General features: G+C 67.9%; 13 protein-coding genes. 11 read left to right on the top strand and 2 right to left on the bottom strand.

The window, feature by feature from the left end:
* Nucleotides 1–38: 38 nt before the first annotated feature.
* From ACQR50_RS01245 to ACQR50_RS01230, 4 genes are all read left to right on the top strand, one after another.
* Entirely contained in the window at nucleotides 39–896 is an 858-nt protein-coding gene (locus ACQR50_RS01245) for a lytic transglycosylase domain-containing protein (RefSeq protein WP_428969500.1), read from the top strand.
* A 3-nt stretch (nucleotides 897–899) separates the two neighbouring features.
* Entirely contained in the window at nucleotides 900–2,981 is a 2,082-nt protein-coding gene (gene flhA / locus ACQR50_RS01240) for a flagellar biosynthesis protein FlhA (protein WP_056432254.1), read from the top strand.
* A complete protein-coding gene (locus tag ACQR50_RS01235) occupies nucleotides 2,978–3,796 on the top strand; it encodes a sigma-70 family RNA polymerase sigma factor (protein ID WP_428969499.1) in 819 nt (272 codons plus the stop codon). The genes flhA and ACQR50_RS01235 overlap by 4 nt, the downstream gene beginning before the upstream one ends.
* 186 nt (nucleotides 3,797–3,982) lie before the next feature.
* A complete protein-coding gene (locus tag ACQR50_RS01230) occupies nucleotides 3,983–5,209 on the top strand; it encodes an ABC transporter permease (RefSeq protein WP_428969498.1) in 1,227 nt (408 codons plus the stop codon).
* Between the two features lie 134 nt (nucleotides 5,210–5,343).
* Here the strand turns inward: ACQR50_RS01230 and ACQR50_RS01225 are convergent, their stop codons facing one another.
* Together ACQR50_RS01225 and ACQR50_RS01220 are read right to left on the bottom strand one after the other, a co-directional pair.
* On the bottom strand, nucleotides 5,344–6,189 hold the full coding sequence (locus ACQR50_RS01225; protein WP_428969497.1) for a flagellin: 846 nt from the start codon (nucleotides 6,187–6,189) through the stop codon (nucleotides 5,344–5,346).
* Nucleotides 6,190–6,402: 213 nt separating this feature from the next.
* Nucleotides 6,403–7,296, bottom strand: coding sequence for a flagellin (locus ACQR50_RS01220; RefSeq protein WP_428969496.1), 894 nt, complete (start codon nucleotides 7,294–7,296; stop codon nucleotides 6,403–6,405).
* Nucleotides 7,297–7,582: 286 nt separating this feature from the next.
* Between ACQR50_RS01220 and ACQR50_RS01215 the strand changes: the two genes are divergently transcribed.
* Genes ACQR50_RS01215 through ACQR50_RS01185 form a run of 7 tightly spaced genes read left to right on the top strand, consistent with a single transcriptional unit; the run spans nucleotide 7,583 to nucleotide 14,645 of the window.
* Nucleotides 7,583–8,866: a sigma-54 interaction domain-containing protein gene (locus ACQR50_RS01215; protein ID WP_428969495.1), complete on the top strand. Its 1,284-nt coding sequence runs from the start codon at nucleotides 7,583–7,585 to the stop codon at nucleotides 8,864–8,866.
* Nucleotides 8,863–9,237, top strand: coding sequence for a flagellar hook-basal body complex protein FliE (gene fliE, locus ACQR50_RS01210; RefSeq protein WP_056432271.1), 375 nt, complete (start codon nucleotides 8,863–8,865; stop codon nucleotides 9,235–9,237). Before ACQR50_RS01215 ends, fliE begins: the two co-directional genes overlap by 4 nt.
* Nucleotide 9,238: 1 nt before the next feature.
* Nucleotides 9,239–11,050: a flagellar basal-body MS-ring/collar protein FliF gene (gene fliF / locus ACQR50_RS01205; RefSeq protein ID WP_428969494.1), complete on the top strand. Its 1,812-nt coding sequence runs from the start codon at nucleotides 9,239–9,241 to the stop codon at nucleotides 11,048–11,050.
* On the top strand, nucleotides 11,050–12,063 hold the full coding sequence (gene fliG / locus ACQR50_RS01200; RefSeq protein WP_428969493.1) for a flagellar motor switch protein FliG: 1,014 nt from the start codon (nucleotides 11,050–11,052) through the stop codon (nucleotides 12,061–12,063). Before fliF ends, fliG begins: the two co-directional genes overlap by 1 nt.
* Entirely contained in the window at nucleotides 12,056–12,853 is a 798-nt protein-coding gene (locus ACQR50_RS01195) for a FliH/SctL family protein (protein WP_428969492.1), read from the top strand. The genes fliG and ACQR50_RS01195 overlap by 8 nt, the downstream gene beginning before the upstream one ends.
* Nucleotides 12,847–14,184, top strand: a complete 1,338-nt coding sequence (locus ACQR50_RS01190; RefSeq protein WP_428969491.1) for a FliI/YscN family ATPase — start codon at nucleotides 12,847–12,849, stop codon at nucleotides 14,182–14,184. The genes ACQR50_RS01195 and ACQR50_RS01190 overlap by 7 nt, the downstream gene beginning before the upstream one ends.
* A 23-nt stretch (nucleotides 14,185–14,207) precedes the next feature.
* The gene (locus ACQR50_RS01185) at nucleotides 14,208–14,645 is read left to right on the top strand and encodes a hypothetical protein (protein WP_236696926.1); all 438 of its coding nucleotides are present in this window, start codon (nucleotides 14,208–14,210) and stop codon (nucleotides 14,643–14,645) included.
* Nucleotides 14,646–14,654 lie beyond the last annotated feature (9 nt).

Here is a 14,654-nt window from a genome sequence, read left to right as displayed (position 1 = left end):
TGCTGTGTATGGCCCGAACAAGGGCTTTTTACCGCAGCATGACCGTCCAACCCGTCTCCCACGCCAGAATCCAATCGGCCATCGCGCTGGCATCCAGCCGCACGGGCGTCGATTTCGGCTATCTGCTCGGCCAGGCGAAGCTGGAGTCCGGCCTGAACGCCAATGCCCGCGCGGGCACCTCCTCCGCCTCGGGGCTCTATCAGTTCGTCGAGCAGAGCTGGCTGGCGGTCGTGAAAAAGCACGGCGCTGAGCATGGCCTGGGCTGGGCCGCCGATGCGATCGGCCAGTCGGGCGGACGCTATTATGTCTCCGGCGGCGCGCGCTCGGCGGTGATGGGGCTGCGCAACGATCCGACCGCCGCCTCGCTGATGGCCGCCGAACATGCCTCGGACAACAAGTCCGCGCTGGAATCGACGCTGGGCCGCGATGCCAACGGCACCGACCTGTACATGGCCCATTTCCTGGGGCTGGGCGGCGCGACCAAGTTCCTGGGCACCATGGCCAGCAACCCGCAGGCCAGCGGCGCGTCGCTGTTCCCCGCCGCCGCGCGCGCCAACCGTTCGGTCTTCTACGCCTCGAACGGCCAGCCGCGCTCGCTCTCGGACATTTACGACCGCTTCTCCGCCAAACTGGCCGGCACCAAGGCTGACAGCGACGAGACGCGCGCCGCCAATCTGCAATTCGCGGCCCAGGCGCTCGCGCTCCAGGGCATGAACGGCGACGCGACCGTCGTCACCGGCAACAACGAAAGCGCCGCCGATGCGATCGCCTGGGCCAACAGCACCATGAACCAGCTGGGGATGCGCGGCGCGACCGCGACCGGCGACAGCGTGCTGCGGCCCAAGCCCGATCATGCGCGCCTCGCCTACATGATGCTCGCACGGATGGGTGGCTAAGCGATGGGCAAGCTCTTCTCCAGCGGCCGTACCATGGCCCTGCCCGCCGCGATCCTGCTGCTGGTGCTGGTCATGGTCGTGCCGATCCCGCCGGCGCTGCTCGACATCTTCTTCGTCGCCAACATCGCGATCAGCCTGGCCGTGCTGATGGTGGCGCTGAACGCCGAAAAGCCGCTCGACTTCTCGGCCTTCCCGACCGTCCTCCTGTTCGCGACCCTGTTCCGCCTGGGCCTCAACGTCGCCTCGACCCGCATCGTGCTGGTCCATGGCCATGAGGGCGAGAGCGCGGCGGGTCACGTCATCGAGGCGTTCGGCACCTTCCTGATCGGCGGCGACTATGTCGTGGGTCTTTTCGTCTTCGCGATCCTGATGATCATCAACCTGATCGTCGTGACCAAGGGCGCGGGCCGCGTGTCGGAAGTGTCCGCGCGCTTCACCCTGGACGCCCTGCCCGGCAAGCAGATGGCGATCGACGCCGACCTGAACGCCGGTCTCATCACGCCGGACCAGGCCAAGGCGCGCCGCGTCGAGGTGTCGACCGAGGCCGATTTCTACGGCTCGATGGACGGTTCGTCCAAGTTCGTGAAGGGCGACGCGGTCGCCGCCATGCTGATCCTGGCGGCCAACGTCATCGGCGGCCTGATCCTGGGTCCGGTCAGCCATGGCATGGGCATCGCCGACGCCGCCAAGACCTATATCCTGCTCGCCATCGGCGACGCGCTGGTCGCGCAGCTCCCCTCGCTGATGCTGTCGATCGCCGCCGCCGCCATCGTGACGCGCGTGTCGTCGGACAGGGATCTGGCGGGCCAGATCGGATCGCAGTTCGGCGCGTCCAAGACGTGGATCCCGGTCGCCGCGATCCTGGGTCTGCTGGGCGTCCTGCCGGGCATGCCGCATCTGGTGCTGCTGCCCGCCGCCGGGATCGCCGGGTTCACCGCCTGGAAGCTGCGCCAGATCGAGAAGCGCCCGGTCATCGCCCCCGCCGCCCCCGCGCCCGAGCCGGTCGACCCCTCGCGCATCGGCTGGGACGAAGTGATCGACGGCATGCAGGTGCATATCGACATCGGTTACGGCCTGGTGCCGCTGGTCGACGAGCGTCGTGGTGCGCCGCTGATGGCCCGCATCACCGGCGTCCGTCGCCAGCTGTCCAAGGACCTGGGCTTCGTCGTGCCGCAGGCGCGCGTCCGCGACGACATCAACCTGGCGCCCTATAGCTATCGCATCATCATCAACGGCGTCGTCGCCGCCGAGGACCAGGTCTCGCCCGACGAGATGCTGGCGCTCGACACCGGCCAGGCCTTCGGCGAACTCAGCGGCAAGCCGGTCAAGGACCCGACCTTCGGCCTGCCCGCCACCTGGATCCTGAAGGGCGACGCCGATGCCGCCACCGGCATGGGCTATCTGGTGGTCGATCCGGGCACCGTCATGGCGACGCACCTGAACCACATCCTGTCCTCGAACGCCGCCGAGCTGCTCGGCCCCGACGAGGTCCAGTCACTGCTCGACGGCCTGAAGGAGCGCGCCGCGCAACTCGCCGCCTCGCTCAGCCCGAATCCGCTGCCGCTCACCACCCTGACCCAGGTTCTCAAGGGCCTTCTTTCGGAGAACATCACCTTGAAGGAGTTCCGCCGCATCGCCAGCGCGATCGCCGTGGCGGCCCAGAAGACGCTCGACGCCGAAGAGATCGTCGAGCTGATCCGGCCGCAGCTGGGCGCGCTCATCATCCAGAAGCTGTGCGGGATGCGCGAGCCGCTGCGCGTCATGACGCTGGACGGCCAGCTCGAAGGGCTGCTGGGTCAGGCCATGCGCGCCGATACCGGGCGCCGCCATGTGATCGAACCCGATCTGGGCCGCCGCATCACCGAGGCGCTGACCCAGGCCGCCCAGCCGCTGATCGCCGAGGCCAAGCCCTTTGCGCTGGTCGTGCAGCCGGGCGTGCGCATCGCGATGCGCAAGCTGGTCCGCACCTGCCTGCCCGACACGCCCGTCCTCTCCTTCTTCGAAGTGCCCGAGGACAAGGCGGTCGAAGTCGTCGCCGTCATCGGCTCTCCCCATCATCACCAGCAACAGGCGTTGGCCGCATGAGCGCACATCCCCTGAGCGGCGCGTTCATGGACGCGCAGAGCTTCAACCCGGCGAATTTCGATCCCGCGCTGGCCAATCCCACGGTCGCCGATCAGCCGCTGACCTATCGTCCCGCGCCGCGTCGCGCCGGGATGCCCGGCGGCGATGCGAATGCGGTCATCCGCCAGCATTTGCCGCTGGTCCGGCGCATCGCGTGGCATGTGCATGGGTCCATGTCGAGCATGATCGAGGTCGAGGATCTGGTGCAGGTCGGCCTGGTCGCGCTGGTCGAGGCCGCCGCCTCGTTCGAGGAGCGCGGCGTCGAGTTCGGCCATTATCTGAAGTCGCGGCTGCGCGGCGCGATGATCGACGAGCTTCGGCGTCAGGCGACTACGACGCGCGGCGCGATGCGTCGCCGCCGCCAGTATCACGAGGCGGTCAACACGCTGTCGCAGACCGAGGGCCAGGCCCCGTCCGACGAGGCAGTCGCCGAAAAGCTGGGTATCACGGTCGAACGGCTGCGCGCCGACTACAAGACCGCCGAGGCCGTTCGCATGGAGGCGATCGACGATGTCTATGCCGACGACCTGCCCTGGTTCGCCGACGACACGCCCGACGCCTTCGAGCAGCTGGCCGAAAGCGATCTGCGCGACGCGCTGATCGCCGCCATCTCCGCGCTCCCCGAGCGCGAGGCGATGGTGATCCAGCTTTATTATGTCGAGGAACTCAACCTGGAGGAAATCGGCCAGGTGCTGGGCGTCGGCGCCGCCCGCGTCTGCCAGATCAAGAGCGCGGCGCATGCCCGCCTGAAAAAGGCCCTCGCCAGCCAGCGTTAAATTCATTCCTCCCCTGCAAGGGGAGGTGGCAGGCCGCAGGCCTGACGGAGGGGTGTCACCCTCTCGATAGCGGGACACCCCTCCGACGCGCTACGCGCGCCACCTCCCCTTGCAGGGGAGGAATGGGTCGCCATTCCCGATCGCCCCATCTTGCTCTAAGCGCGTCCCCGATGACCGGGGACGCCGATGCTCGCACGCCATGAACGCCATCTGATCGCCCGCTATCTGTGGCCGGGTGCGGGTGGGCGGCTGGTCCTGCTGGTCGCAGGCATCGGCTGCACCGGCGTCATGATCGGTGTCGCCGCGCTGGTGCTGGTCATCGCGGTCATGAACGGCGCGCAGACCAGGCTGGCCGACAGCGTCGCGCCGGTCGACGGACATCTCAGCGTCATCGTGCCCGCCGGCGCCCGGCTGACCGAGGCGCAGGTCGCCGCCACCATCGCCCGCATCCCGAGCGTCATCCGCACCGAGCCGATCCGCGAGATCACCGCCGGTCTGTCGATCGACGGCCGGATCACGCCCATCACATTGCAGGGCCGCGATCCACGCACGCTCTATAGACTCGTGCCGACGATGCGCTCGGCGCTGGCGCATAGTCCCGATCCTGCGAATGCGGTGGCGATCGGCCAGACTGCCGCGCTGCAACTGGGCCTGTTCCCCGGCGACCGGATCGCGATCGGCCGGGTCGTGCTCGGCCCCGACAGCACCCTGTCGCTCGACCTGGCCCCGGCGCGGGTCGCGGCCTTCTATCCCGACGACGACAAGGGCGGCGATCGGGTGACGGTCTATGCCCCGCTCGATTCGCTGCCCGTCCTTCAGGACGACCCGGCCGTCACCCGCCGCGTCGCGGTGGTGCTGGCCGACGCCGCGCAGGAAGCGGTCGTGACGGAGGCGATTCGGCGGCGGCTGGGTCCGGCCTATCCGATCACCAGCTGGCAACAGGCGAATCGCGCGCTGCTTGCCGCCCTCGTCACTGAAAAGATCGGCATGACGATCGCGGTCGGGCTGGTCACCCTGGTCGCGCTGTTCAACATCTTGTCGTCGATGACCCTGCTGGCACGGGCCAAGCGGCGCGAGATCGCAATCCTGCGCACCATGGGCGTGACGGCGCGCAGCATCATGCGGATCTTCGCCACCGTGGGCAGCATCATCGCCTTGATCGGGGCGGGCATCGGCCTGTCGCTGGCCGCCGCCCTGTTGACCCAGCGCGGCGCGATCGTCGCGGCCGTCCGCCATCTGTCGCCCGTGCGGCAGGCCGAATGGGACGTGTTCCTGTCGCTGCCGATCGGAATTTCGGCGCGCGAGCTGGCGGTGATCGCGTCGAGCGTGCTGGCGGGTGCGGTGCTGGCCAGCCTCTATCCCGCCTGGCGCGCGGGGCGGACCTCCCCCGCCCTGGTGCTGCGCGCGGATTGAATCGATACGAGTAAACCCCGGCGGCATCGCTGCCGCCGGGGTTTGTCCTGCAAACCGGTCCGTGAGGATCTCTCGGCCGGTCGGCCCCGCCACCCGAGTGGGGGCGCGGTGCCGGGGCGCTCAGGATCCGGGAATTACTGTCCGAGCAGCTTGAGCACGCCCTGCTGCGACTGGTTGGCCTGGCTCAGCATCGCGGTCGAGGCCTGGCTCAGGATCTGAGCCTTGGCGAGCGCGGTGGTTTCGGCCGAGAAATCGGTGTCCTCGATGCGGCTGCGTGCGTCCGTCAGGTTGGTGACGTTCGAGGTCAGGTTGTTGACCGCCGACTGGAGCCGGTTCTGCGTGGCGCCGAGACCTGCGCGGATATTGGCGACCTTGCCGATGGCCTTGTCAAAGCTCTCCAACGTCGCGGCCGTAGCAATGGTGCTGGGACCGGTGGCTGGATCGACCACGGCGATGGCGCTGTTGATATCGGTGTCGGTGGTCAGATTGCTGAAGGTCATGGTGATGGCGTCGCTGGTGTTCGCGCCCGCCTGAATCTTCACCGCCCCGGCCGTACCCGCCGAACCGTCGAGCAGCTTCTGGCCGTTGAACTGGGTGTTGAACAGGATGTTCGACACCTGCGACGCCAGCGCGTTCTGCTCGGAGGTGATGTTCGCCTTGTCGTTGGTGGAATAGATGCCGTTGGCCTTCTGCACCGCCAGTTCGCGCATCCGCTGGAGCATGTTGCTCACCTCGTCCAGCGCGCCTTCGGCGGTCTGCGCCATCGAGATGCCGTCGTTCGAGTTGCGGATCGCCTGGTTCATGCCGCGCACCTGCGAGGTCATCGAGGCGGCGATGGCGAGGCCGGCGGCGTCGTCCTTCGCGGAATTGATTCGCTTGCCGGTCGACAGGCGCTGCATCGACACGTTCAGCGCTTCGGTGGCGGCGCCGTTGGCGCTCGAGGCGCGTAACGCCGAAATATTACTGGCGATAACCGTCATGGTCGTTCTCCAAAGCCGGAGCTCTCCGCCGCCCCCAAGGCGAAGGTCGAGCTGCCAAGACGGGTAACGACCGCGTGAGGCAGGGCTTTAGAGAAAAGAGTCGAATGGGCGCATTTTTTCGGGCGGAGCCCCCCGACACCTTATTATAAGGCATCGGGGGGTCCACCTTCCGCGACCGAGGGGATAACCGCGGTCGGCATTCGCCCAGGGCGATTAGCCGAGGAGCTTCAGCACGCCCTGCTGCGACTGGTTGGCCTGGCTCAGCATCGCGGTCGACGCCTGGCTCAGGATCTGCGCCTTGGCGAGCGCCGTGGTTTCTTCCGAGAAGTCCGTGTCCGAGATGCGGCTCTTCGCTTCGGCCAAGTTCGTCATGTTCGAGGTCGCGCTGTTGACAGCGGACTGGAGCCGGTTCTGCGTCGCACCCAGGCCTGCACGGACCTGCGATACCTGCGCAATGGCGGCGTCATAGTCCTCCAGGGCAGGCTCCACCGGAGTAGTCGCGTTCTGGCCCTTCAGTGAACTTTGCGTGCCTGTAGCGGAGAAGTCCACAACGTTCGACAGGGCCGAACCCGAAGCCGGTGTGCTGCCGCTGGCGGCAGTGTAGGCGGCCGTCATGTCAGTCAGGTTGATTTTGACCGTATCGGCCGAACTCGCACCCGTCTGAATCGAGACTGCGCTCGCTCCGGCGGCGGAGTCAAATAGGGTCTTATTGTTGAACTTGGTGTTCTTCACAACCGACGTGATCTGAGCGGCGAGCGTCGCCTGTTCGTTGGTGATGTTGACCTTGTCAGCAGTCGAATAGGTGCCGTTCGACGACTGCACCTTCAGCTCGCGCATACGCTGGAGCATGTTGCCGACTTCGTTCAGCGCGCCTTCCGCCGTCTGCGCCAGCGAAATGCCGTCATTCGCGTTGCGGATGCCCTGCGCCATGCCCTTGATCTGGGCGGTCATCGAGTCGCTGATCGCCAGACCGGCGGCGTCGTCCTTTGCCGAGTTGATGCGGTTGCCGGTCGACAGGCGCTGCATCGAAGTGCTCAGCGCGAGCGAGGCCGAAGTCGAAGCAGCGGTTGCCCGCATAGCACTGATATTGCTGGCAATAACGGTCATGTGATGTCTCCAAATCTGCTCGGCGATCCGTCTGTGTCCCCTCTGGACCACCGAGCCGCCGAGTGGAGTAACGGCCGCTTTCCGGCACGCTTTAGCCGGTTCCATGCAAATTTTTGCCGGGGCGCTTGCCGGTTTTGCCGGAACGGTCGCGCGCGCGGCCGGGCGTCGCCCGCACATGTACGGGCGCGCGTCGCGCCCGGAAAAAACTTGCCGTTCGCGTTGCCGCATTAACCACGGTTTTACCAAACAGGGGCCATTGCGGAGTCACGAAAGGACTCCACGCCAGATGTCGTCGATTCACCCCTCCGCTGCGCTCGTTAAGCAGAAATATGCCCTGATTTCCGGGCTGCGGGCCCAGGGCATGGCCATTGCCGAGCAGGGCGCGGCCGCCCAGGCCGGGGACCTGTTCCTCGTCACCGAGGGCGATGTGGTCGAGCATCCGGCGCGCACCATCGTGGTGTCCGACGGCCTGGTCCCCGCCATCATCCCGGCAATGGGCGGCCAACCGGCCAGCGTGACCTATTCCGCCGCCGAGTCGGGTGTCGGCAACAGCTTCGTCCGCGCTCTGCTGGCCGGGTCCACCATGCCGACCGCCGCCGATCCGGAGAGCCTGGCGCTCTTCACCCTGGCCGAACGCGTCGCCCAGGCGGACATCACCGTCCTGATCAACGGCCCGACCGGCACCGGCAAGGAAGTCGTGGCCCGTGCCATCCATGCGCAGTCGGCCCGCGCCAACAAGCCGTTCGTCGCGATCAACTGCGCCGCGCTGCCTGAGTCGATGCTCGAGGCGCTGCTCTTCGGCCACCAGAAGGGCGCGTTCACCGGCGCGGCGCAGGCGGGCGAAGGCTTCTTCCGCGCGGCGGACGGCGGCACGCTGCTGCTCGACGAGATTGCCGAGATGCCGCTCCAGCTTCAGGCCAAGCTGCTCCGCGTGCTCCAGGAGCGCGAGGTGATCCCGCTCGGCGCGTCGATGCCGCAGTCGGTCGACGTCCGCGTCATCGCCTGCGCCAACCGCGACCTGCAGGCCGAAGTGGCCGCCGGCCGGTTCCGCGCCGACTTGTACTACCGCCTGTCGGTCTTCCCGCTGACCACCAAGGCGCTGGCCGAGCGTCGCATGGACATCCCCGCGCTCGCCGCGACGATGATCCTGCGCCACGCTGCGGGCCGCACCGCCATTCCGTGGCCGAGCGCGGCGGCGATCGACAAGCTGGCCATGCACAACTGGCCCGGCAATGTCCGCGAGCTGGAAAACGTCATCCAGCGCGCGCTGCTGTTCGCCGGTGGCGCGACGATCGAGCCCGAGCATATCGTGTTCGACCGTCCGATGGTCGCCAACGACCTGGACGACGAGCCGCTGACCGTGACGACCGCGGAAGCGACGCTCGGCAAGGTCGTGCAGATGAGCGAATTCGCCGCGATCCGCGAAATGCTGGCCGCGTGCGGCGGCAACCGGGTCGAGACCGCCAAGCGCCTGGGCATTTCGGAGCGCACCCTGCGCTACCGTCTCGCCAAGGCACGCGAACAGGGCGAGGAGATCATCCGACCCTCTAGCCGGGCCGTGATGGCATGAGCGTCGGTGGTGTCGGCGGTGCGATGAGCGTCGACCGGGTGATGGCGCTTCGTGCGCAGATCCTGGAACGCAATCAGGCACTTAAGGCGGCAAGCCAGGCCGGTGCCAACCAGGCGGCACAGGCCGCCCAGACCCAGCCGGTCGCTTCCCCGACCAGCTTTGCCGATACGCTCGAGTCCGCGCTGAAGGGCGTGAACGAAGGGCAGCAGCAGGCCGCCCGCCTGTCCGAATCCTACGAACGCGGCGAAACGGTCGACATCGCCAAGGTGATGATGGCCCGCCAGCAGGCGTCGGTCGGCTTCGAGGCGACCCTGCAAGTCCGCAACAAACTCCTGTCCGCCTATAAGGACATCATGAGCATGCCGGTGTAAGATGAGCACTGCCCTCACCCCCGCATCCGCCAATCCCGCACCGGCCCTGCCGCCCTTGCCGGAAAAGTTCGCCAACCCGCTTCGCCAGATCAAGTCGGTGATGGCGCAGCCCGCCGTGCGCCGTTCCGCGCCGATGGCGATGCTGATCGGACTGATCGCCGCCGCCGCGCTCGCCTGGATGGCGCTGTCCAGCCCGCCGCAGAAGACGCTGTTCGACAATCTGTCGGACGCGGATAAGCAGGCGGTGACGACCGCGCTGTCGGCCGCGAACATCAAGAGCAAGATCAACGACGGCACCGGCGCGCTGACCGTGAACGAGGAGGATTACTCCAAGGCACGGATGCTGCTGGCGGGCCAGGGCCTGCCCAAGCAGGCACCCGGCGGCTATGCGATCCTCGACCAGTTGCCGATGGGCGTCAGCCGCGCGGTCGAGGGCGAACGCCTTCGCCAGGCGCGCGAGAGCGAATTGGCGCGGTCGATCGAGGAGATCGACGCGGTGGCCGAGGCGCGCGTGCACCTCGCCACGCCCGATGCCTCGCCCTTCATCCGCGACAAGTCCTCGCCATCGGCCTCGGTGGTGCTCAAGCTCAACGCCGGGCGCTCGCTGTCGGAATCGCAGGTCCAGTCGATCGTCAATCTCGTCGCCTCGTCGGTGCCGGGGATGAAGCCCGAGGACGTGACCGTGGTCGACCAGATGGGTGGCCTGCTGTCCAAGAAGGGCGCGGACGGCGCGACCGGCGACGATCGCCGCATCGATTTCCAGCGCCGCCTGGAGGAAAAGTACCGCACCCAGCTGATCCAGCTGCTGACCCCGCTGGTCGGTGCGGGCAACTTCACCGCCGAGGTGCAGACCGAGGTCAATCTGGACGAGACCAGCGCGACCCGCGAACGCTATGACAAGGACGGCGCGCTGCGTGCCGAAACCGGCAACTGGACCGGCAATCAGAAGGACCCGACCACCCCCGGCGGCATTCCCGGCGCGCTGTCCAACACGCCGCCGCCCGCCAGCACCCTGCAACAGCCGCAGCCCGCGAACGGCGCGAGCGGCAACCCGCCCGCCGATGGCAAGCCGGTCGCCGGTGGCCCGGGCGTGAACCCGGAAAAACAGTCGGACGCCTTCCAGCGTGCCTATGACCTGAACAAGGAGGTCTCGGTGACCCGCGCCGCGCCGGGTTCGATCAAGCGGCTGACCGTTGCCGTCCTGCTGCGCGACCCCGCCACCGGCAAGCGCAGCCAGATGGAGATCAACCAGATTTCCGACCTGGTGAAGTCGGCGGTCGGCTTCGACCAGCAGCGCAACGACAATGTGACGGTCATCAGCCGCAAGTTCGCCGACGCCACTGTCGACGACAAGCGCGCCTGGTACGACAACAGCTGGCTGCCCATCGTGGCGCGCAATGCGACCGCGCTGTTGATCGCACTCCTGGTCCTGCTGCTCGGCGTGCGGCCGATGGTGAAGGCCATGTCGAAGAAGAAGGACGCGGCCGACGCGGCCAAGGCGCTGCCCATGGGTGCGGCCGATGGCGCGGGCGGCGGCAATGTCCTGCTCGGTGCCGATGGTCAGCCGGTGATGGGCCCCGACGGCCAGCCCGTGCGGATCGGTGCCGATGGCCAGCCCATGTGGGTCGGCGCGGACGGCCAGCCCATGGCGGGCATGATCGGTCAGCAGCCGCCCGCCGTGACGCTGGACGAGATCGAAGAGACCAACAATTTCAACGAGCGGATCACCAAGGTGCGTGGCTTCACCCGCGACAACCCGGCCCGCGCCGCGCTCGCCGTCCGTGACATGATCCGTTCGGAGGCGCAGCAGTAATGGCGCCGGTCGAAGAGGGGCGCGTCTATTCGGGGGTCGAGCGCGCTGCGGTCCTGATGATGCTGGTCGGCGAGGAAGAAGCCGCCGCCATCCTCCAGAAGCTGGAACCCGATGAAGTACGCGAACTGGGCAAGGCGATGTATTCGATCGCCGATGTCAGCGAGCAGGATGTCGGCTTCGTGCTCGACGATTTCGTCGGCTGTGCCCGCGCCCGCGCCTCGATCGCCTTTCAGCCCAAGCCGATCGTCGAGAAGGTGATGAACCGGGCGCTCGGCCCCGAGCGCGCCAGCAGCGTGCTGTCGCGCATCGTGCCCGCCGAGGCGCAGTGCGAGATCGAGATGCTCGGCTGGCTCGATCCGGTCGACATCGCCAAGATCGTCGAGAAGGAACATCCGCAGATCGGCGCGGTGCTGATCGCCAATTGCGACCCCACCGTGGCGGGCAAGGTGCTGGAGCTGCTGCCCGAGGTGATGCAGCCCGACATCCTGCACCGCGTCGCCCGGCTGGGTCCGGTGACGCCGCAAGCGATCGACACGCTGAACGGCGTGCTCAAGCGCTGGAGCGAGGGCGGCAGCGGCGGCCAGGGTCTGGCCATGGGCGGATCCCGCGAAGCGGCCAAGATCCTGTCGAGCGCACGCAAGGCGACCGAACAGCGGGTCATGCCCAAGCTGTTCAAGATCGACCGCGACGTCGCCAAGCAGATCGAGGAAGCGCTGTTCATCTTCGACAACCTGCTCGACATGGACGACAAGAATCTCGGCACGCTCATCCGCAACGTCGATGGCGAAGTCCTCACCCGTGCGCTCAAGGGCGCGGACGAGGCGGCACGCGAACGCTTCCTGGGCTGCATGTCGGCACGTGCGGCGGCCGGTATCCGCGACGAGATCGAATCGCGCGGGCCGATGAAGCTGTCCGAAGTGCTCGAAGCGCAGAAGTCGATGATCACCACCGCCCGCAACCTGGCCAAGGAAGGCACGATCATGATGGGCGGAGGCGAGGACGATTATGTCTGATTTCGTCGCTGGTTTCTCCGCGCGCCAGAATGCGGCGGCGGCCGCGCTGCAACAGGCGTTCGCACCGCCCGGCGGCTTTGCGCCCTCGGGCATGCCGGGCATCAATATCGATCTGGGCTCGGGCCCGATCTCGTTCCGGCCGCAGGCGCCGACCGGCGGCCTGGGCGCGACGTCGGCCGACAATGTCGCGCCCGGCCAGCCGCGCCATTTCCACCCCGCCAGCCGCGATCACGATCCGACCCAGGGCTGGGACCCCTTTGCCGCGTGCGAGGATGTCGCCGAACCGGCGATCGATCCGCTCGCCGCCGCCCACGCGTCGGGCTATGCCGAGGGTTATGCCGAGGGGCTCGCCGCCGCCCAGCGCCAGTTCCAGACGCAGGCCGAGGCCGAGGCGCGCGACGGCCATATGGTCGCTTCCATCGCCGAGGCGCTGTCGGCGCGCGTCGATCGCCAGGCGATGGCCGAACAGCTGCGCCAGACCGTGCTGATGCTGGTCGGCAAGCTGGTCGGCGAGATCGGCGTCGATGCCGACCGGCTGACCGGCCGGATCGAGGCGGCGATGGACCTGCTGTCCGATGCCAAGGAAGCCGCGATGCTGCGCGTCCATCCCGACGACGTGGCGCTGCTGGCGGAGCGTCTGCCGCAGACCGTGTTCCCCGTCGGCGATCCGAATGTGGAACGCGGCGGCTTCGTTCTCGAAAGCGCCTCGACCATCGTCGAGGACGGCCCCTCGCTGTGGCTCGACCAGCTTGCCGCCGCGATCGACAAGGTGCCCGTTCCCCAATGTTGAACCGTTTCACGACCGATTATCTGGAAACGCTGTCCCAAGCGGATTTCGCGCCGCGCCCAGTCGTGGCGGGTCGGCTGGCCTCCTATGACGGGCTGCTGATGGAAGCGGTCGGGCTGTCGCTGCCGGTCGGCACGGTCTGTGCCATCGGCGAGAAGGACGGGCACCGCGTCGAGGCCGAGGTGATCGGCTTCCGCAACGGCCGCACGCTGATGATGAATCTGGGCGGCCCCGCCCCCCTGCTCCCGCGCGCGCCGGTGCGCCCGCTCGGCCCTCCGGGCGAGGCGGAAGTCGGTGCCGCGATGCTGGGCCGCGTGGTCGATGGGTCGGGCAAGCCGATCGACGGCCTGGGGCCCATTCGCGGTGCGAGCCACTGGCCGCTGGCGGGCAAGATGCAGTCGCCACTCGACCGGGGCCGGGTGCTGGAGCCGATGGACGTGGGCGTGCGTGCGATCAACGGGCTGCTGACCATCGGTCAGGGCCAGCGTGTCGGCATCATGGCGGGGTCGGGCGTCGGCAAATCGGTGCTGCTGGGCATGATGGTCCGCGCGGCACGCGCCGACGTCATCGTCATCGGCCTGATCGGCGAGCGCAGCCGCGAAGTCGCCGACTTCCTGGAAACCAAGGTCGCAGGGGCGGCCCGCGCCCGCTCGGTCGTTGTCGCGGTGCCCGCCAATCATTCGCCGGTGCTGCGTATCCGGGGCGCCCTGCGCGCCACCGCCATTGCCGAGGCGTTCCGGGCCGAGGGCAAGAAGGTCCTGCTGATCATGGACTCGCTGACCCGCGTCGCCCATGCCGGGCGTGAGATCGGGCTGGCCCTGGGCGAACCCGCCTCTGCGCGTGGCTATCCGCCCTCGGCCATCGCGATGCTGCCCAACCTGATCGAGCGGGCGGGTGCCGATGCGCATGGCACCGGATCGATCACCGCCATCTACACCGTGCTGGCGGACGGCGACGACGGCAACGATCCGGTCGTCGATTCGGCGCGGTCGATCCTGGACGGGCATATCGTGCTCAACCGCCATCTGGCCGAGCGCGGCGTCTATCCCGCCATCGATATCGGCCCCTCGGTCAGCCGCGTGATGACCGATATCGTCGGCCGCCCGCATGCGCAGGCGGCGCGGACGCTGCGCCGTCATCTGGCGACCTATGAGGAAAATCGCGATCTCGTCCTGATGGGCGCGTACCGCGCGGGTGCGGACCCGGCGATCGATGCCGCCATCGCCTGCCACCCGGCGGTGATGGAATATATCCGGCAGGACGCCGACGAGGTCGTGCCGCTCGACCATGCGGTCGAGGAACTGGTGGGCATTTTCGGCCAGCCGCTCGGCTGATCCGCATTCAAGGGGGGACATGAATGGCATCCCGGCAACAGACGATGCTGGCCCGGCTTCACCGGGTCCGCACGCTGCAACTCAATCTGACCATGGCCGATGAGGCGCGCGCGCAGGAGCGGGTCGCCTCCGAGCATCAGCTGTCGCAGCGTATCGGCCAGCTGATCGATGCGGTGACGCCGACCCCGGCGGTGACCGCCTCCGCCGCCTCGCTGATGGCGAATGCGCATTTCCGTAACCGCCTGCTTGAATCCGCCGATGCTGCGACGGCGCGCATCCAGGTGGCCGAACATCGCGCCGCGCAGGCGGGCGAACAGACCAAGGCCGCCAAGCGCGACCAGACCGCCGTCGAAAAGCTGATGGACCGCGCGCGCCTGGCCGCGATCCGTGCCGAGATGCGCGCGCTGGAGGATATGCCCGCCAGCGGCGGTGCGCGTCGCAATCGGCACGATCCTTGCTGACAGACTTGT

Origin of the sequence: Sphingomonas sp. Xoc002 (genome assembly GCF_050408055.1) — a bacterium.
GTDB classification, from domain to species: Bacteria; Pseudomonadota; Alphaproteobacteria; order Sphingomonadales; family Sphingomonadaceae; genus Sphingomonas; species Sphingomonas yabuuchiae.
Note: the sequence above shows the minus strand (reverse complement) of the source record. Positions and strands in the feature narration are given on the sequence as shown.